Genomic DNA, 17,154 nt, shown 5'->3' on the forward strand with positions numbered 1-17,154 from the left:
GCGCGATGATGCCCGAAGGGATGCACAGGCGCGGAAAGCGTGCTACTGTGAACTCCTTCACGCGTCCTTTTTTGCCGGAGGTGCTCCGATGCGCAGGCCCGCTTTCTACAGCCGCTCGCCCCGCACGCTGCCGCCGGCCGCAGCACCGGCGGCCGGGTCGCTGGCGGATGCCGCGGCTGTGGCCGAGGCCGACGCCGTGCAAGCCCCACCCCCTCGCGCACGCTGGCAGCCCGGGCGCCGCGCCTTCGCCCTGCTCACCGTCAGCTGCATCGCCATCGCCGCCGGCGGCGCCTTCTGGGCACCGCGCCCAGGCGCCAAGGCGCTCACGCAGAAAGACATCGACGCCGCGGTGCTGCGCACGCTGCAGACCGCCACCCTGCCCTCGCCCGCGGCCAAGGCCGCCGACATCGTGCGGCCCTCCGTCGTGCGCGTGGTCGGCTACGGCCCCGAGAAGGCCACGCCCGAAGCCAAGACCCAGAAGCGCGGGCGCAACATGGCCAAGGGCAAGCCGCCCGAGGCACCCGCCGACGGCGGCACGCCGGGCGAGGTCGAACGCGGCGTGGGCACGGGCGTGGTGATCGTCGACAAGGGCGTGATCCTCACCAACCTGCACGTGGTCGCCGGCGCCGAGAAGATCAAGGTCACTTTCGCCGACGGGCTCGAAGCGGTGGCCGTCATCACCGGCGTGCAGCCCGAGAACGACCTGGCCGTGCTCCAGGCCCAGAAGATTCCCGACGACCTGATCCCCGCCGTGATGCGCTCCACCGCCGACCTGCGCTCCGGCGACCAGGTGGCGGCCGTGGGCTTTCCGTTCGGCATCGGGCCCTCGGTGTCGGCCGGCGTGGTGTCGGGACTGAAGCGCTCCTTCCGTTCGCCCGAGGGCAAGCAGGAGCTGGGTAACCTGATCCAGTTCGACGCCGCCGCCAACCCCGGCAATTCGGGCGGCCCGCTCATCAACATGGACGGCGAGGTGCTGGGCATCGTCACCGCCATCCTCAACCCGACGCAGCAGCGCACCTTCATCGGCATCGGCTTCGCGGTGCCGATCGAGAACGCCGCTTCGGCGGCCGGCTCGCCGCCTTTCTGATTTCTTCGAAAGCCCTTCGCATGAGCACAGAAAACCCGACCTCGTCGACCTTTGCAACAGCCCCCGCCACCGCCGAGCTGATGGAGCAGATCCTCTACGAGGTGAAGCGCGTGGTCGTGGGCCAGGACCGCTTTCTCGAGCGCGTGATGGTCGCGATGCTCGCAGGCGGCCACCTGCTGGTCGAAGGCGTGCCGGGGCTGGCCAAGACGCTCACCATCAAGACGCTGGCCGACACCGTGCGCGGCCAGTTCAAGCGCATCCAGTTCACGCCCGACCTGGTGCCGGCCGATCTCGTGGGCACGCGCATCTACAACCAGAAGACGGGCGAGTTCAGCACCTCGCTGGGCCCGGTGTTCGCCAACCTGCTCCTGGCCGACGAAATCAACCGTGCGCCGGCCAAGGTGCAAAGCGCGCTGCTCGAGGTGATGCAGGAGCGCCAGGTCACCATCGCCGGCGAAACGCACAAGGTGCCGCGCCCCTTTCTCGTGATGGCCACGCAGAACCCCATCGAGACCGAGGGCACCTACCCGCTGCCCGAGGCGCAGGTCGACCGCTTCATGATGAAGGTGATGGTCGACTACCCGAGCGACGAGGAAGAGTTCGTGATCGTGCAACGCGTGATCGGCCCGCCCGTCTCGGCCACGCCGGTCGCCACCACCGAACAGCTGGCCGAGCTGCAGGCCGAGGCGCGGCGCGTGTACGTCGACCCCTCGCTGATCCAGTACGCCGTCAAACTCGTGTCGGCCACGCGCACGCCCGAGAAGCACGGCCTGAAGGACCTGCGCCGCTTCATCACCTTCGGCGCCAGCCCGCGCGCCAGCATCAGCCTGACCGAAGGCGCGCGCGCCCTGGCGCTGCTGCGCGGTCGCAGCTACGCGCTGCCCGAAGACATGAGCGCGCTGGTGCCCGACGTGCTGCGCCACCGCGTGACGCTGTCCTACGAAGGCCTGTCCGAAGGGCTCACGCCCGACGGGCTGATCGAGAAGATCATGAAGGCCGTTCCCGCTCCCCCCAAACCTCTGGAACATGAAAAGCTGGTGGCGTAAGGCCCCCGAGGCCGCGAACGACGACCGGCTCGCGATCGAAGCCGGCGGGGCCGAACGCGCGCTGCGCCGGCTCGAATGGACCGTGATCCGCCGCCTCGACGGCCTGCTGCAGGGCGACTACCGCACGCTGATGCGCGGCACCGGCCTGGACCTGGCCGACCTGCGCGAGTACCAGCACCACGACGACGTGCGCCACATCGACTGGAACGTCACCGCGCGGCTGCAGACGCCGCACGTGCGCGTGTTCACCGAAGACCGCGAGATGGCCGCGTGGTTCGTGCTCGACCTGAGCCGCTCGGTCGATTTCGGCTCGGGCCTGAAGGCCAAGCGCGAGATCTCGGCCGGCTTCGTCGGCGTGCTCGCGCGGCTGCTCACGCGGCACGGCAACCGCGTCGGCGCGCTGGTCTACGGCCGCGACCTCGAGGCCGTGATCCCGCCGCGCACCGGCCGCCGCCATGTGCTGCACCTGCTGCACGCGATGGAAAAGCGCGCGAACCAGGCCGAGGCCGCGCCCGCGCAGAAGGGCATGACGCGCCTGGCCGACCTGCTGACCTCCGCCGCTTCGCTGATGCCGCGCCGCTCCACCGTGTTCGTGGTGTCCGACTTTCTCAGCGAGCCCGGCTGGGAGCGCCCGCTGGGCCAGCTGGTGCAGCGGCACGAAGTGATTGCCGTGCGCCTATTCGATCCGCTCGAGCTCGAGCTGCCCGACCTCGGCCTGGTGCCGCTGCGCGACGCCGAGACCGGCGAGCAGCTGTGGGTCGACACCCATGACGCGGGGTTCCGCAAACGCTTCGCGCGGCTGGCCGCCGAGCGCGAGACCACCCTGCGCGAGTCGCTGGCCCGGGCCGGCGTCGACGCCCTCGAACTCTCGACCAACGACGATCTGGTCGAAGCCATCGTGCGATTCGCGGACCTGCGCAAGCGCCGGGTCCGCGGCGTCGCAGCGGGTGGCGGGAAGGCGGTGGTGGCGGCATGACATTCCTCTGGCCTCAATTCCTCTGGCTGCTGGCGGCCTTGCCGCTGCTGGTGCTCCTGTATGTCTGGCTGATCCGCCGCAAGAAGAAGATGGCGGTGCGCTACGCCAGCCTGTCGATCGTGCGCGAGGCCATGGGCCCGGGCCAGAGCCTGCGGCGCCACATCCCGCCGCTGCTGTTCCTGGTGGCCATCACCGCGATGCTCGTGGCGGCGGCGCGGCCGATGGCGGTGGTGGTGCTGCCGTCGAACCAGCAGACCATCATCCTGGCGATGGACGTGTCGGGCAGCATGCGCGCGGCCGACGTGCAGCCCAACCGGCTGGTGGCGGCGCAGGAGGCGGCCAAGAGCTTCATCAAGGACCTGCCGCGCCACGTGAAGGTGGGCATCGTCGCCTTCGCGGGCAGCGCGCAGGTGGCGCAGCTGCCCACCACCAACCACGACGACCTCGTGACGGCCATCGACAGCTTCCAGCTGCAGCGCGCCACGGCCACGGGCAACGCCATCGTGGTGTCGCTGGCCACGCTGTTCCCCGACGCGGGCATCGACATCTCGCAGTTCAGCGCGCCCAGCCGCCAGCGCGGCATCCCGATCGACCAGAACGAGAAGCAGCTCAAGGAGTTCACGCCCGTGGCGCCCGGCTCGTTCACCTCGGCCGCGATCATCATGCTGACCGACGGCCAGCGCACCACGGGCGTCGACCCGCTCGACGCCGCCAAGGCCGCGGCCGACCGCGGCGTGCGCATCTACACGGTGGGCGTGGGCACGGTCGACGGCGAGACCATCGGCTTCGAAGGCTGGTCGATGCGCGTGCGGCTGGACGAGGAAACGCTCAAGGCCATCGCCAACAAGACCAGCGCCGAGTACTTCTACGCCGGCACCGCGAGCGACCTGAAGAAGGTCTACGAGACGCTGAGCTCCAAGCTCACCGTCGAGAAGAAGGAAACCGAGATCTCGGCGCTGTTCGCGCTGGGCGCCGCGGTGCTCACGCTGCTGTCGGCGGGGCTGTCGCTGCTCTGGTTCAACCGGATTCTTTAGCGGCGTTTTCTTCCTGTGCCACGGCGGGCGGCATCTTCACCGCCCCCACCCCGCCCAGGAACAGGTCGGCCACGATCGGTGCGATGGCCGCGTGGTCGAGCCGGCCGCCGGGCTTCATCCAGGTGAACATCCAGTTGATCATGCCGAACAGCAGCATGGTCAGCGGCTTGGCGAGTTCGTCGCTCGGCGCGCCGGGGCGCAGCGCCGACACGGCACGCGCAAAGCCCGCGACCACGGCGCGCTCCTGGTCGAGCACGCGCTCGCGGTCTTCGTCCTCGAGAAAGCGCACGTCGTCGGTCAGCACACGGTGCGCGTCCTGCGCGCCGGCGTATTCCTCGACGATGCGGTAGATGAAGCGGCGCAGGCGCTCCTCGTCGGTGGACGGCTGGGCCTCTTCCTCGGCCACCAGCGCCGCCAGCTTCGAGACGTGCGTCTCGGCGATGCTGATGAGCAGGCTGCTCTTGTCCTTGTAGTAGTGATAGAGCGTGGCCTTCGAGAGGTTGCAGGCCTCGGCGACCTGGTTCATCGAGGTCGCGGGATAGCCGCGGCGGGCGAACAGCTGGGCGGCCTGCGCGAGGATCAGTTCGCGCTGGTCGTCGTAGGTGGCGGATCTTCCACGCGGCATCGGGTCTTCTTCCTGGGTTGTCTGTCGGTTGCTGGCGTGCAGCAGGCTCGATCTTGCATGAAGCCGCAGGGCTAGCCGCGGCGGGTGGCGATCAGGGATTTCACGTCGGTGGCGGGCAGGCGGGGCCGGTCTTTTTCCACCTCGGCGAGCGGCGCCACCTCGTGCAGGCTGGCCAGGCTGCGCACCGTCAGCGCCTGGTAGGTCTGCGTGCCTTCGAGCTTCCAGGCGATCTCTTCGTCGCTGAGCTCGCGCCGCACCTTGGCCGGGATGCCCGCCGCGAGCGACCGCGCGGGCACCTTCATGCCGGCGGGCACGAAGGCGCAGGCCGCGACGATGGCTTTCTCGCCCACCTCGGCCTCGTCCATCACCACCGCGTTCATGCCCACCAGCGCGTCGCGCCGCACGATGCAGCTGTGCAGGATCGCGCCATGGCCGATGTGGCCGTTGACCTCCACCACCGTGTCGTTGTCGGGAAAGCCGTGGATGCAGCAGTGGTCCTGCACGTTGGAGCCCTCTTGCAGCACGATGCGGCCGAAGTCGCCGCGCAGGCTGGCGCAGGGGCCCACATAACAGTGCGGGCCGACGATCACGTCGCCGATCAGCACGGCCGTGGGATGCACGTAGGCGCTCGGGTCGACGACAGGAATCACGCCGTCGATGGAATAGCTGGGCATTCGGTCTCCTTGTTTTTTCGCGGGTTGGGGAAGGTGTGAACGAACCCGGCATGCCCGCTCATCCCACCCAGGCGCGCCCCCTCTGCGTTGCAAATGCTCGCCATAGCCCGAGCTATGGCTGCGCTTTGCGCCTTGAGGGGACGTGCCTGGGCGGGCTGCTCGGCCACGCCGGATTCATTCACACCTTCCTAGGGTTTGCCCTGAATGCACCCCGCTTGTGCCGGAATCGAGGTCGATCCTAAAATCAACCGAACGGTCGGTCAATAGTGTTTACGCACCGAGCCGTCCCCACAAAGGATGAAAGAGACACGCATGACTGAGCCTTTGGTACTCATCAGCAACGCCGGCGCCGTCCGCACGCTGAGCCTGAACCGCCCCGCGGCGCTCAACAGCTTCACGACCGGGTTGCACGCCGAGCTGTTGGCCGCGCTCGAAGCCGCGGCCGCCGACAGCAGCGTGCGCTGCGTGGTGCTCACCGGCGCCGGCCGCGCCTTCTGCGCGGGGCAGGACCTGGCCGACCCGTCGGTCGCGCCCGACCCCACGCCGGGCGCCGCGCCCAAGGACCTGGGCCACGTCATCTCTGCTTATTACGGCCCGCTGGTCGCACGCCTGCGCTCGATGCCGGTGCCGGTGGTTGCCGCCGTCAACGGCGTGGCGGCCGGCGCGGGCGCCAACCTCGCGCTGTGCTGCGACCTCGTCGTGGCCGGCCGCTCGGCCAGCTTCATCCAGGCCTTCACCAAGATCGGCCTCGTGCCCGACACCGGCGGCACCTGGCTGCTGCCGCGCCTCGTGGGCCCGGCGCGCGCGCTGGGCATCGCGATGCTGGGCGACAAGCTGCCCGCCGAAGAAGCCGCACGCATCGGCCTCATCTGGCAGTGCGTGGACGACGCGGCCCTGGCCGACACCGCCGCCGCGCTGGCGGCGCGCCTGGCCGGCATGCCCACGCGCGCACTCGTGGCCACCCGCGAAGCGATGGCCGCCGCGCAGAACCTCGACCTCGGCGCGGCACTTGCCGAAGAAGCGCGCATCCAACGCGAGATGGGCAACGCCGACGACTACCGCGAAGGTGTCGAGGCTTTCCGCGCCAAGCGCGCCCCGGTGTTCAAGGACCGCTGAGATGACCGACGCTTCCCGCACCCCGCAACAGACCGCCGAGTACGTGCGCGACGGCATGTTCGCGAACGACAACGCCAGCAAGGGCCTGGGCATGCGCATCGTGGAGGTCGGCCCCGGCCAGGCCACGCTCGAGATGCGCGTGCGCCCCGACATGCTCAACGGCCACGCCATCTGCCACGGCGGCTTCATGGCCACGCTGGCCGATTCCACCTTCGCCTTCGCCTGCAACTCGTACAACGAGCTGACCGTGGCCTCGGGCTTCGCCATCGACTTCCTCGCGCCGGCGCGCGAGGGCGACGTGCTCACCGCGCGCTGCTTCGAAGTCTCCAAGGCCGGCCGCACCGGCGTGTACGACACCGAAATCACCAACCAGCGCGGCGAGCGCATCGCGATGTTCCGCGGTCGCTCGTACACCGCCAAGGGCCGGCCGGCCGTCCCGGCCGCTTGAGGAGACACCCCACCATGACCGTGAAACGCCCCGCCCCCGGCGACCTCGAGCCGATCGAAACCGCCAGCCGCGACGAGATCGCCGCCCTGCAGCTCACGCGCCTGCGCGCCACGCTGCGCAACGCTTATGACAACGTGCCGCACTACCGCCAGGCCTTCGATGCCAAGGGCGTGCACCCCGACGACCTGAAGTCGCTGGCCGACCTGTCGAAATTCCCGTTCACGGTGAAGACCGACCTGCGCGACAACTACCCCTTCGGCATGTTCGCCGTGCCGCGCACGCAGGTCGCGCGCATCCACGCGTCGTCGGGCACCACCGGCAAGCCGACCGTGGTGGGCTACACCAAGAACGACATCGACACCTGGGCCGACCTGGTCGCGCGCTCCATCCGCGCAGCGGGCGGACGGCCCGGCGACATGATCCACGTGGCCTACGGCTACGGCCTCTTCACGGGCGGCCTGGGCGCGCACTACGGCGCCGAGCGCGCGGGCTGCACCGTCATCCCGATGTCGGGAGGCCAGACCGAGAAGCAGGTCCAGCTGATCCAGGACTTCAAGCCCGACATCATCATGGTCACGCCCAGCTACATGCAGGTGATCATCGAGCAGTTCGAGCGCCAGGGCCTCGATGCCAAGGACAGCTCGCTCAAGGTCGGCATCTTCGGCGCCGAGCCGTGGACCGAAGCCATGCGCCGCGACATCGAGACGCGCGCCGGCATCGACGCCGTCGACATCTACGGCCTGAGTGAAGTGATGGGCCCGGGCGTGGCCAGCGAATGCGTCGAGAGCAAGGACGGCCCGGTGATCTGGGAAGACCACTTCTACCCCGAGATCATCGACCCTGAGACCGGCGAGCTGAAGGCCGACGGCGAAGAAGGCGAACTGGTCTTCACTTCGCTGAGCAAGGAGGCCATGCCCATCGTGCGCTACCGCACGCGCGACCTCACGCGCCTGTTGCCGCCCACCTCGCGATCGTTCCGCCGCATGGGCAAGATCGTCGGGCGCAGCGACGACATGATGATCATCCGCGGCGTGAACGTCTTCCCCACGCAGGTGGAAGAGATCGTGCTCGCGCACAGCGCCCTCACCGGCCTGTACCAGGTGCGCGTGAGCCGCGAAGGCCTGCTCGACCAGGTCGAGGTGCACTGCGAACTCACGCCGCACGAAGCCGCCGCGGCCGACCGCAACGCCATCTCCGAATGGGTGCAGCACCGCGTGAAGACGCTCATCGGCATCTCCACCCGCGTGGTCGTGCACGGCCCCGACGAAATGGAACGCACGCAGACCGGCAAGGCCCGGCGCGTCGTCGACACGCGCCCGCGCTGAGCGCCCGCGCGCCCCCCACACCGCACCGAAAGGACACGCACATGTACACCCAGGCCATGGACACGATGGGCAAGGACGCAGGCGACGGCAAGCAGAAGGCCGTGCGCTCCGCCGACGAGCTGCGTCTCGAGGAACGCTTCGACGCGCGCATCGACGCCGGCGACTTCATCGAGGCGAAAGACTGGATGCCCGAGCACTACCGCAAGACGCTGGTGCGCCAGATCAGCCAGCACGCGCACTCCGAAATCGTCGGCATGCTGCCCGAGGGCAACTGGATCAGCCGCGCGCCCACGCTCAAGCGCAAGGCCATCCTGCTGGCCAAGGTGCAGGACGAAGGCGGCCACGGCCTGTACCTGTACGCCGCCGCCGAAACGCTGGGCACCTCGCGCGACCAGATGTTCGACGCGCTGCACACGGGCAAGGCCAAGTACAGCTCGATCTTCAACTACCCCACGCTCAGCTGGGCCGACATGGGCACCATCGGCTGGCTGGTCGACGGCGCGGCCATCATGAACCAGGTGCCGATCTGCCGCTGCTCGTACGCACCGTATGCGCGCGCCATGATCCGCATCTGCCGCGAAGAGAGCTTTCACCAGCGCCAGGGCTACGAGTCGCTGCTGACCATGATGACCCACGGCACCGACGCGCAAAAGGCCATGGTGCAGGACGCGGTCAACCGCTGGTGGTGGCCCTCGATCATGATGTTCGGCCCGCCCGACGACCAGTCGCCCAACTCGGCGCAGTCGATGCGCTGGGGCATCAAGCGCTTCAGCAACGACGAGCTGCGCCAGAAGTTCATCGACGCCACCGTCGAACAGGCCGCGATCCTCGGCGTGACGCTGCCCGACCCCGATCTCAAGTGGAACGAAGAACGCCAGTCGCACGACTTCGGCGTCATCGACTGGAGCGAATTCTGGCGCGTGATCGCCGGCGACGGCCCCTGCAACCGCGAACGCCTGCAGGCCCGCGTCGATGCCTGGGACGACGGCGCCTGGGTGCGCGAAGCCGCGATGGCCCACGCCAACAAACAACCTTTGAAGGAAGCAGCATGAGCACCGAAATGAAGCAAGAGTGGCCCCTGTGGGAAGTGTTCGTGCGCAGCAAGGCCGGCCTCGATCACAAGCACTGCGGCAGCCTGCACGCGGCCGACCCCAAGATGGCGATCCAGATGGCGCGCGACGTCTACACGCGCCGCCAGGAAGGCAGCAGCATCTGGGTGGTGCGCTCCGACCAGATCGTGGCCAGCGACCCGGGCGACAAGGACATGTTCTTCGACCCGGCCGAAGACAAGGTGTACCGCCACCCCACCTTCTACGCGCTGCCCAAGTCCGTGGACCACATGTGAGCCAGGAACGGCACGCCATGCAAGCCTCGATCGAACTGAACCGCACGCCCGCCGTGCACTACCTGCTGCGCATCGGTGACACCTGCCTGGTGCTCGCGCAGCGCCTGGGCGAATGGTGCGGCCACGCACCGGTGCTCGAAGAAGACATCGCGATGGCCAACATCGCGCTCGACCTCGTCGGCCAGGCCCGCGCCGTGCTCACGCACGCCGGCCAGCTCGAAGGCGCCGGCCGCGCGCACGACGAAGACCAGCTCGCCTACCTGCGCGACGAGCGCGACTACTTCAACCTCACGCTGGTCGAACTGCCGCGCGGCGACTTCGCCTTTGCCGTGCTGCGCAACACCATGGTCGCCACGCTGCTCAAGTTGCTGTGGCAACGCCTGGCCGCGTCGAGCGACGCCGAGGTGGCCGCCATCGCCGGCAAGGCACTGAAGGAAGCGCGCTACCACCAGCAGCACTCGGCCGACTGGGTCGTGCGCCTGGGCGACGGCACCGACGAATCGCGCCGCCGCACCGAGAAGGCGCTCAAGCAGCTGTGGCTCTACGTGCCCGAGCTGTTCGACAGCGACGACGTCGACGCACAGGCCAGCGCCAGCGGCCTCGGCCCGGCCTGGAGCGAACTGCGCGAGCCGTGGCTGGCCGAAATGCAGCAGGTGCTCGACGCCGCCGGTCTCGCCATGCCGAAGGAAGCCGCGTTCCGCAGCACCGGCAAGCACGGCGTGCACAGCGAGCACATGGGCTACATCCTGGCCGAGATGCAGCACCTGCAGCGCAGCTTCCCCGGAGGCGTGTGGTGATGAACGCCGTGGCGTCGCGCATTGATGCGGCGTGGGCCGTGCTCCATTCGGTGCCCGACCCCGAGGTGCCGGCCGTGTCGGTCTGCGACCTGGGCATCGTGCGCGAGGTGATCGAACACGACGACGGCCTGGAGATCGTGCTCACGCCGACCTACTCCGGCTGCCCCGCGACCGAAGCCATCGAGCACGACGTGCTGGCCGCCATCGAGAACGCCGGCCTCGGCCGTGCGCGCGCCACGCTGCGCCGCGCCCCCGCCTGGACCAGCGACTGGATCAGCGACGCAGGCCGCGACAAGCTCAAGGCCTACGGCATCGCGCCGCCCGCGCACCTCACGCCCGAGCAGGCCTCCAACACCGCCATGCCGATCAAGCTCTTCGGCCGCATGGCCGGCGAGCGCATCGCCTGCCCGCGCTGCGCCAGCGAGCGCACCGAGCGCCTGTCGGCCTTCGGCTCCACCGCCTGCAAGGCCCTGTACCGCTGCATGGCCTGCCGCGAACCCTTCGAACATTTCAAGCCTATCTGAGGCACGCCCACGATGAGCACCCTCTTCCACCCCCTGCGCGTGAAGGCCATCGAGCCCGACACGCACGAGGCCGTCATCGTCTCGTTCGAGGTGCCGCCCGCGCTGCGCGAAGTCTTCGGCTTCACGCAGGGCCAGTACCTCACGCTGCGCCATGACATCGACGGCCAGGACCTGCGCCGTTCCTATTCGATCTGCGCCGGCCTCGACGACGGCGAACTGCGCGTCGGCGTGCGCAAGGTGCGCGGCGGCGTGTTCTCCAACTGGATCAACGCCCACCTGCAACCCGGCGACAGCCTGCAGGTGATGGCGCCGCAAGGCCGCTTCTTCGTGCCCATCGAGCCCGAGGCCGCGCGCCACCACGTCGGCATCGCCGGCGGCAGCGGCATCACGCCGATCCTGTCGATCATGAAGACCGTGCTGGCGCGCGAGCCCAAGAGCCGCTTCACGCTGATCTACGGCAACCGCCAGCTGCAGTCCACGATGTTCAAGGAAGAGATCGAGGACCTGAAGAACCGCTACATGACGCGGCTCGTGCTGCAGCACGTGTTCTCCGACGAGCACACCGATTCGCCGCTGGGCTTCGGCGTGATGAACCGCGAGAAGATCGGCGAGTTCCTGGCCTCGGTGGTGCCCGCCGCGCAGATCGACCACGTGTACGTGTGCGGCCCGTTCCAGATGAACGACGAGGCCGAGGCCGCGCTGCTCGCCGCGGGCGTGCCCGAGGACCGCATCCACATCGAGCGCTTCGGCGTCGCGCTGCCTTCGGCCACTTCGGCCAACCAGGTCGGCGCGGTGGTGCACGAGGCGCAGCCGGGCGATGCCAAGCAGGCGCGCGTGACCATCGTGCGCGACGGCCTGCAGCGCGAGATCACCTACACCGAGGGCCAGCCCAGCATCCTCGATGCGGCGTCGGCGGCCGGGCTCGAGGTGCCGTTCTCGTGCACCTCGGGCGTGTGCGGCACCTGCCGCGCGAAGTGCGTGGACGGGGAAGTCCGCATGGAAAGAAACTTCGCGCTCGACAAGAATGAGGTGGCCGCGGGATTCGTGCTGACCTGCCAGGCCCACCCCCTGACCGAACGCGTCACGCTGTCCTTCGACGAGCGTTGAACGCACGGCTTTTTCCTCGGCCTTTCCCCTTTCAACCCGGAGACAAACCAACCATGAAATTCTTCAAGCCCCTGCTGATCGCCGCCCTGTGCGCCACGGCCCTCTCGGCCTGGGCCGACGTCAACGTCGGCGTGACCATCTCGGCCACCGGGCCGGCGGCGTCGCTCGGCATCCCCGAGAAGAACACCATCGCGCTGATGCCCAAGACGATCGGCGGGCAGAAGATCAACTACATCGTGCTGGACGATGCCTCCGACACCACGGCCGCCGTGAACAACACGCGCAAGCTGATCGCCGAGAACAAGGTCGACGTGATCCTGGGCTCGACCACCACGCCGGCCTCGCTCGCGATGATCGACGTGGCCAGCGAGGCGCAGACGCCGATGATCTCGGTGGCCGCCTCGGCCCGCATCATCGAGCCGATGGACGCCAAGAAGAAGTGGGTCTTCAAGACGCCGCAGAACGACATCATGATGTCGCTGGCCATCGCCGAGCACATGGCCGCCAACGGCGTGAAGACCGTCGGATTCATCGGTTTCTCCGACGCGTACGGCGAAGGCTGGTCGCAGGAATTCGCGAAGGCCGCCGACCTGAAGAAGATCAAGATCGTGGCCAACGAACGCTATGCGCGCTCCGACACCTCGGTCACCGGCCAGGCACTGAAGCTCATGTCGGCCAAGCCCGACGCGGTGCTGGTCGCCGGCTCCGGCACGCCGGCCGCGCTGCCGCAGAAGACGCTCAAGGAGCGCGGCTACACCGGCAAGATGTACCAGACGCACGGCGTGGCCAACGCCGACTTCCTGCGCGTGGGCGGCAAGGACGTGGACGGCACCTTCCTGCCGGCCGGCCCGGTGCTCGTGGCCGACCAGCTGCCCGCCAGCAACCCGGTGAAGAAGTCTGCGCTCGCCTACGTCGCCGCCTATGAAGCCGCCTACGGCAAGGGCACGGTCTCGACCTTCGGCGCGCACGCCTGGGACGCGGGCCTCCTGATGAGCTCGGCCGTGCCGGTCGCGCTGAAGAAGGCCCAGCCGGGCACGCCCGAGTTCCGCGCCGCCCTGCGCGATGCGCTCGAGCAGACCAAGGACGTGTCGGGCGCGCACGGCGTGTTCAACATGACCGCGGCCGACCACCTGGGCCTGGACCAGCGCGCGCGCGTGATGGTCAAGATCGAAAACGGCGCCTGGAAATTCCAGCCCTGAAGCACTGAACTCGCCCCCAGGCTTCGCGCACTTCGTGTCGCTTCTCCAACCCCCTACCGGGGGCAACACCTGAGGCCCGGCAAAGCCGGTTCCTCGGTGTTCCTGATCTGAATCACGGGCGACGCCCGAAGGTTGTTTTATGGACTTGCAGATTGCCCTGTTGCTGGGGCAGGACGGCATCGTGAACGGCGCGGTCTACGGACTGATGGCGCTCGCGCTGGTGCTGGTGTTTTCGGTCACGCGCGTGATCTTCATTCCGCAGGGCGAGTTCGTCGCCTTCGGTGCGCTCTCCATGGCAGCGCTGCAGGGCGGGCGCACGCCGGCCACGCTGTGGCTGCTGGTGGCGCTGGGCGTCATGGCGCTGGCCGTGGAGGTGTGGCGCTGGAAGCGCGGCGCGACCATCGACTGGCGCTCGGCCTTCACCTGGTGCGTGGCCTTCCCGGCGATCGCCGCGGTGCTGGTGCTGGGCCTCAAGCCCACGTCGATGACCATGCAGGCGGTGACCACGCTGGTGCTGATCGCGCCGCTGGGCCCGCTGCTCTATCGCCTGGCCTATCGCCCGCTGGCCGATGCCACGGTGCTGATGCTGCTGATCGTCTCGGTCGCGCTGCACGGCGTGCTGGTCGGCCTGGGCCTGTTCTTCTTCGGTGCCGAAGGCTCGCGCACCACGCCGTTCTCGGACGTGCGCTTCGACATCGGCGGCATCCCCGTGAGCGGCCAGTCGCTCGTGGTGGTGGGCGTCACGCTGCTCTTGGTGATCGCCATGTTCTGGTTCTTCGGACGCTCCATGGTCGGCAAGGCGCTGCGCGCCACCGCCATCAACCGCGTGGGCGCGCGGCTCTCGGGCATTCCCACCGAGCTGTCGGGCGACCTGAGCTTTGCGCTCGCGGCACTCATCGGTGCGGTGTCGGGCCTGCTGATCGCACCGATCACCACGGTCTACTACGACACCGGTTTTCTCATCGGCCTGAAGGGCTTCGTGGCCGCCATCGTCGGCGGGCTCGCGAGCTACCCGCTGGCGCTCGCGGGCGCGCTGCTGGTCGGCCTGCTGGAGGCCTTCTCTTCGTTCTGGGCCAGTGCCTACAAGGAAGTGCTGGTGTTCACTTTGATCATTCCGGTGCTGTGGTGGCGTTCGCTGCGCAGCCACCACGTGGAGGACGAGGAATGAGCGCGCCGTCGACTTCATCTTCGCCCGCCACCGCCGCGCACGCGGGCCGTCCGCTGGTCACGCCGCGCACGCTCACGCTGGCGTGCATCGTGGCGCTCGCGCTGGCCTGGGGCTGGCTGCCCGACTTCACCGTCGCGGTGCTCAGCAACATCGGCCTGTATGCGCTGGTGGCCGCCGGGCTGGTCATGCTGACCGGCGTGGGCGGCATGACCTCCTTCGGCCAGGCCGCGTTCGTCGGCATGGGCGCGTATGCCACCGCGTGGATCTGCACCTCGCCCACGGCCGCGGGCTGGCTGGGCGGCATCGCCGGTTCGGCGCTGGTGCCGTGGCTCGGCCTGTTGCTCGGGCTGGTGCTGACCTTCGCGCTGGCCTGGGCGCTCGGCGCGGTCACGCTCAAGCTGTCGGGCCACTACCTGCCGCTGTGCACCATCGCCTGGGGCCTGAGCCTGTACTTCCTGCTCGGCAACATGGAGTTCCTGGGCGGCCAGACCGGCATCACGGGCGTGCCGCCGCTCGTGGTCGCAGGCATCTCGCTGGCCTCGCCGCGCGCGCTTGGCGTGGTGATCTGGGCCGTGCTGCTGCTGGCGCTGTGGGCGCTGCACAACCTGCTCGACTCGCGCGAAGGCCGCGCCATCCGCGCGCTCAAGGGCGGCCGGCTCATGGCCGAGTCGATGGGCGTGGACACGGCACGCCACCGCATCAAGCTGTTCGTGCTGGCCGCGCTGCTGGCGGCCGTGTCGGGCTGGCTCTACGCGCACATGCAGCGCTTCGTGAACCCGACGCCGTTCAACCTGAACATCGGCATCGAGATGCTGTTCATGGCGGTGGTCGGCGGCGCGGGCCACCTGTGGGGCGCGGTGCTCGGCGCCACGCTGATCACGCTGCTGAAAGAGAAGCTGCAGGACATCCTGCCCGCGTTGCTGGGCACCAGCGGCAACTTCGAAGTGGTGGTGTTCGGCCTGCTGATGCTGTTCGTGCTGCAGCGCTTTGCCGACGGCCTGTGGCCCACGCTGGCGCGGCTCGTGAGCCGCTGGGTGCGGCCGGTGGCCAAGGCGCCCGCCGCCAACGCAGCCGTACCGGCGGCGCAGCTCGCGCAGCGCGTGCTGCCGGCGGCAGGCACGATGCTGTTGCAGGCCGACGCGGTCAGCAAACGCTTCGGCGGCCTCATCGCCAACAACGACATCTCGATGACGCTGAAGGCCGGCGAGATCCACGCGCTGATCGGACCGAACGGCGCGGGCAAGAGCACCTTCTTCAACATGATCTCGGGCGTGGACGACCCCAGCTCGGGCCAAGTGCGGCTCGAAGGCGATGCCATGTCGGGCCGCCCCTCGCGCGCCTTCGCGGCGCGCGGCCTGGGCCGTACCTTCCAGCACGTGCGCCTGCTGGGCCAGCGCAGCGTGGTCGAGAACGTGGCGCTCGGCGCGCACCTGCGCGCGAAACGCGGCTGGCTCGCGGCGATGCTGCGGCTGGACCGCGCCGAAGAGGCCGCGTTGATGGCCGAGGCGCGCAAACAGATCGAGCGCTGCGGCCTGGGCGCGCACGCCGACACGCCGGCCGCCTCGCTCTCGCTGGGGCAGCAGCGCGTGGTCGAGATCGCACGCGCGCTCGCCGGCCAGCCCTCGGTGCTGCTGCTGGACGAACCCGCCGCCGGCCTGCGCCATCTTGAAAAGCGCGCGCTATCGGAGCTGCTGGGCCAACTGCGTGCCGAAGGCCTGGGCATCCTCGTGGTGGAGCACGACATGGAGTTCGTGATGAACCTCGCCGACCGCATCACCGTGCTCGAGTTCGGCACCGTGATCGCCACCGGCACGCCGGCCGAAGTGCAGGCCAACCCGCGCGTGCTCGAGGCCTACCTGGGCGGCGCCGACGACGAACTGCTGGAAGACGCCCGATGAGCCACCCGATCCTTCAACTGGAAGACTTCTGCGTCGCCTACCGCACCGTCGAGGCGGTGCACAGCGTGCGCCTGCACGTGAACGAGGGCGAGATCGTCACCGTGATCGGCCCCAACGGCGCCGGCAAGACCACACTGCTGTGCGCGGCCATGGGCCTGCTGCAGTCGACCGGCAAGCTGTCGCTGGACGGCGAGCGCATCGCGCGCCCCGGCGTCGAGACCATGGTGGCGCGCGGCGTGGCGCTGGTGCCCGAGCGACGCGAGCTGTTCGGCGAGATGTCGGTCGAAGACAACCTGCTGCTCGGCGGCTTCTACCAGTGGCGCAAGGGCCAGCGTGACCAGCGTGCGCGCATGGACGAGATCTTCGAGATCTTTCCGCGCCTGAAGGAGCGCCGTCCGCAGATGGCCTCCACGCTCTCCGGCGGCGAGCGCCAGATGCTGGCCATCGGCCGCGCGCTCATGGCGCGCCCGCGCCTGCTGATGCTCGACGAACCCTCGTTGGGCCTGGCTCCGCTGGTGGTGCGCGAGGTGCTGCGCGTGGTGTCGCAGCTGCGCAAGCACGGCGTCTCGGTGCTGCTGGTGGAACAGAACGCCCGCGCCGCGCTGCAGGTGGCCGACCGCGCCTACGTGCTCGAGATGGGCGCCGTGGCGCTCGAAGGCAATGCCGGCGATCTGCTGCACGACCAGCGAATCATCGATACCTACCTGGGCATCGGCAACAAGAAATGACCCCCGCGCAGCGCGCGCACCGCGCCGCTGCGCCTTCCCTCTTCAAAGGACACGCGC

Annotated in this window: 18 protein-coding genes; 16 read left to right on the forward strand and 2 right to left on the reverse strand. The window is 69.1% G+C overall.

The window, feature by feature from the left end:
- Nucleotides 1-88: 88 nt before the first annotated feature.
- From AC1RAA_RS14390 to AC1RAA_RS14405, 4 genes are read left to right on the forward strand one after another with little or no spacing between them, the layout of a single operon-like run.
- Nucleotides 89-1,087: a S1C family serine protease gene (locus AC1RAA_RS14390; RefSeq protein ID WP_492728585.1), complete on the forward strand. Its 999-nt coding sequence runs from the start codon at nt 89-91 to the stop codon at nt 1,085-1,087.
- A gap of 20 nt (nt 1,088-1,107) precedes the next feature.
- Nucleotides 1,108-2,133 (forward strand): AAA family ATPase, encoded by a 1,026-nt coding sequence (locus AC1RAA_RS14395; protein ID WP_070063644.1) that lies wholly within the window; start codon nt 1,108-1,110, stop codon nt 2,131-2,133.
- Nucleotides 2,114-3,109 carry a DUF58 domain-containing protein gene (locus tag AC1RAA_RS14400; RefSeq protein ID WP_070063645.1) on the forward strand — a complete coding sequence of 332 codons (996 nt, stop codon included), beginning with the start codon at nt 2,114-2,116 and terminating at the stop codon, nt 3,107-3,109. The genes AC1RAA_RS14395 and AC1RAA_RS14400 overlap by 20 nt, the downstream gene beginning before the upstream one ends.
- Nucleotides 3,106-4,143, forward strand: a complete 1,038-nt coding sequence (locus tag AC1RAA_RS14405; protein WP_062478619.1) for a VWA domain-containing protein — start codon at nt 3,106-3,108, stop codon at nt 4,141-4,143. The genes AC1RAA_RS14400 and AC1RAA_RS14405 overlap by 4 nt, the downstream gene beginning before the upstream one ends.
- Here AC1RAA_RS14405 and AC1RAA_RS14410 read toward each other — a convergent pair.
- Both AC1RAA_RS14410 and AC1RAA_RS14415 read right to left on the reverse strand, forming a co-directional pair.
- Nucleotides 4,127-4,768, reverse strand: a complete 642-nt coding sequence (locus AC1RAA_RS14410; RefSeq protein WP_307584160.1) for a TetR/AcrR family transcriptional regulator — start codon at nt 4,766-4,768, stop codon at nt 4,127-4,129. The two genes, AC1RAA_RS14405 and AC1RAA_RS14410, sit on opposite strands and share 17 nt — an antisense overlap.
- Before the next feature lie 71 nt (nt 4,769-4,839).
- The gene (locus tag AC1RAA_RS14415) at nt 4,840-5,442 is read right to left on the reverse strand and encodes a phenylacetic acid degradation protein PaaY (protein ID WP_159278218.1); all 603 of its coding nucleotides are present in this window, start codon (nt 5,440-5,442) and stop codon (nt 4,840-4,842) included.
- Nucleotides 5,443-5,754: 312 nt separating this feature from the next.
- Here AC1RAA_RS14415 and AC1RAA_RS14420 point away from each other — a divergent pair, with 312 nt between their 5' ends.
- The 12 genes from AC1RAA_RS14420 to AC1RAA_RS14475 all read left to right on the forward strand — a co-directional run bounded on the left by AC1RAA_RS14420 (nt 5,755) and on the right by AC1RAA_RS14475 (nt 17,097).
- The gene (locus AC1RAA_RS14420) at nt 5,755-6,558 is read left to right on the forward strand and encodes an enoyl-CoA hydratase-related protein (protein ID WP_487847865.1); all 804 of its coding nucleotides are present in this window, start codon (nt 5,755-5,757) and stop codon (nt 6,556-6,558) included.
- A 1-nt stretch (nt 6,559) separates the two neighbouring features.
- Nucleotides 6,560-7,006, forward strand: coding sequence for a hydroxyphenylacetyl-CoA thioesterase PaaI (gene paaI, locus AC1RAA_RS14425; protein WP_062478628.1), 447 nt, complete (start codon nt 6,560-6,562; stop codon nt 7,004-7,006).
- A 14-nt stretch (nt 7,007-7,020) separates the two neighbouring features.
- Nucleotides 7,021-8,331, forward strand: a complete 1,311-nt coding sequence (gene paaK, locus AC1RAA_RS14430; protein WP_307696314.1) for a phenylacetate--CoA ligase PaaK — start codon at nt 7,021-7,023, stop codon at nt 8,329-8,331.
- 41 nt (nt 8,332-8,372) lie between these two features.
- The gene (gene paaA, locus AC1RAA_RS14435) at nt 8,373-9,383 is read left to right on the forward strand and encodes a 1,2-phenylacetyl-CoA epoxidase subunit PaaA (RefSeq protein WP_492728581.1); all 1,011 of its coding nucleotides are present in this window, start codon (nt 8,373-8,375) and stop codon (nt 9,381-9,383) included.
- Nucleotides 9,380-9,676 carry a 1,2-phenylacetyl-CoA epoxidase subunit PaaB gene (gene paaB, locus AC1RAA_RS14440; protein WP_159275003.1) on the forward strand — a complete coding sequence of 99 codons (297 nt, stop codon included), beginning with the start codon at nt 9,380-9,382 and terminating at the stop codon, nt 9,674-9,676. Before paaA ends, paaB begins: the two co-directional genes overlap by 4 nt.
- A gap of 17 nt (nt 9,677-9,693) precedes the next feature.
- Nucleotides 9,694-10,473 (forward strand): 1,2-phenylacetyl-CoA epoxidase subunit PaaC, encoded by a 780-nt coding sequence (gene paaC / locus AC1RAA_RS14445; RefSeq protein ID WP_095949436.1) that lies wholly within the window; start codon nt 9,694-9,696, stop codon nt 10,471-10,473.
- A complete protein-coding gene (gene paaD, locus AC1RAA_RS14450) occupies nt 10,473-10,997 on the forward strand; it encodes a 1,2-phenylacetyl-CoA epoxidase subunit PaaD (RefSeq protein WP_492685729.1) in 525 nt (174 codons plus the stop codon). Before paaC ends, paaD begins: the two co-directional genes overlap by 1 nt.
- Before the next feature lie 12 nt (nt 10,998-11,009).
- Entirely contained in the window at nt 11,010-12,104 is a 1,095-nt protein-coding gene (gene paaE, locus AC1RAA_RS14455) for a 1,2-phenylacetyl-CoA epoxidase subunit PaaE (protein ID WP_492728579.1), read from the forward strand.
- A gap of 53 nt (nt 12,105-12,157) precedes the next feature.
- Nucleotides 12,158-13,303 (forward strand): ABC transporter substrate-binding protein, encoded by a 1,146-nt coding sequence (locus AC1RAA_RS14460; RefSeq protein WP_070063655.1) that lies wholly within the window; start codon nt 12,158-12,160, stop codon nt 13,301-13,303.
- A 139-nt stretch (nt 13,304-13,442) separates the two neighbouring features.
- A complete protein-coding gene (locus AC1RAA_RS14465; RefSeq protein WP_062478648.1) occupies nt 13,443-14,471 on the forward strand; it encodes a branched-chain amino acid ABC transporter permease in 1,029 nt (342 codons plus the stop codon).
- Complete coding sequence (locus AC1RAA_RS14470) at nt 14,468-16,369, forward strand: branched-chain amino acid ABC transporter ATP-binding protein/permease (RefSeq protein ID WP_492728577.1); 1,902 nt, start codon at nt 14,468-14,470, stop codon at nt 16,367-16,369. Before AC1RAA_RS14465 ends, AC1RAA_RS14470 begins: the two co-directional genes overlap by 4 nt.
- A complete protein-coding gene (locus tag AC1RAA_RS14475) occupies nt 16,366-17,097 on the forward strand; it encodes an ABC transporter ATP-binding protein (RefSeq protein WP_062478652.1) in 732 nt (243 codons plus the stop codon). Before AC1RAA_RS14470 ends, AC1RAA_RS14475 begins: the two co-directional genes overlap by 4 nt.
- Nucleotides 17,098-17,154 lie beyond the last annotated feature (57 nt).

This window comes from Variovorax sp. GW823-FHT04F07 (assembly GCF_058795995.1).

What these genes read in the sequence shown, in the direction of transcription:
- AC1RAA_RS14390 (WP_492728585.1), top strand. Translation starts at nt 89, where the DNA reads ATGCGCAGGCCCGCTTTCTACAGCCGCTCGCCCCGCACGCTGCCGCCG.
- AC1RAA_RS14395 (WP_070063644.1), top strand. Translation starts at nt 1,108, where the DNA reads ATGAGCACAGAAAACCCGACCTCGTCGACCTTTGCAACAGCCCCCGCC.
- AC1RAA_RS14400 (WP_070063645.1), top strand. Translation starts at nt 2,114, where the DNA reads ATGAAAAGCTGGTGGCGTAAGGCCCCCGAGGCCGCGAACGACGACCGG.
- AC1RAA_RS14405 (WP_062478619.1), top strand. Translation starts at nt 3,106, where the DNA reads ATGACATTCCTCTGGCCTCAATTCCTCTGGCTGCTGGCGGCCTTGCCG.
- AC1RAA_RS14410 (WP_307584160.1), bottom strand. Translation starts at nt 4,768, where the DNA reads ATGCCGCGTGGAAGATCCGCCACCTACGACGACCAGCGCGAACTGATC.
- AC1RAA_RS14415 (WP_159278218.1), bottom strand. Translation starts at nt 5,442, where the DNA reads ATGCCCAGCTATTCCATCGACGGCGTGATTCCTGTCGTCGACCCGAGC.
- AC1RAA_RS14420 (WP_487847865.1), top strand. Translation starts at nt 5,755, where the DNA reads ATGACTGAGCCTTTGGTACTCATCAGCAACGCCGGCGCCGTCCGCACG.
- paaI (WP_062478628.1), top strand. Translation starts at nt 6,560, where the DNA reads ATGACCGACGCTTCCCGCACCCCGCAACAGACCGCCGAGTACGTGCGC.
- paaK (WP_307696314.1), top strand. Translation starts at nt 7,021, where the DNA reads ATGACCGTGAAACGCCCCGCCCCCGGCGACCTCGAGCCGATCGAAACC.
- paaA (WP_492728581.1), top strand. Translation starts at nt 8,373, where the DNA reads ATGTACACCCAGGCCATGGACACGATGGGCAAGGACGCAGGCGACGGC.
- paaB (WP_159275003.1), top strand. Translation starts at nt 9,380, where the DNA reads ATGAGCACCGAAATGAAGCAAGAGTGGCCCCTGTGGGAAGTGTTCGTG.
- paaC (WP_095949436.1), top strand. Translation starts at nt 9,694, where the DNA reads ATGCAAGCCTCGATCGAACTGAACCGCACGCCCGCCGTGCACTACCTG.
- paaD (WP_492685729.1), top strand. Translation starts at nt 10,473, where the DNA reads ATGAACGCCGTGGCGTCGCGCATTGATGCGGCGTGGGCCGTGCTCCAT.
- paaE (WP_492728579.1), top strand. Translation starts at nt 11,010, where the DNA reads ATGAGCACCCTCTTCCACCCCCTGCGCGTGAAGGCCATCGAGCCCGAC.
- AC1RAA_RS14460 (WP_070063655.1), top strand. Translation starts at nt 12,158, where the DNA reads ATGAAATTCTTCAAGCCCCTGCTGATCGCCGCCCTGTGCGCCACGGCC.
- AC1RAA_RS14465 (WP_062478648.1), top strand. Translation starts at nt 13,443, where the DNA reads ATGGACTTGCAGATTGCCCTGTTGCTGGGGCAGGACGGCATCGTGAAC.
- AC1RAA_RS14470 (WP_492728577.1), top strand. Translation starts at nt 14,468, where the DNA reads ATGAGCGCGCCGTCGACTTCATCTTCGCCCGCCACCGCCGCGCACGCG.
- AC1RAA_RS14475 (WP_062478652.1), top strand. Translation starts at nt 16,366, where the DNA reads ATGAGCCACCCGATCCTTCAACTGGAAGACTTCTGCGTCGCCTACCGC.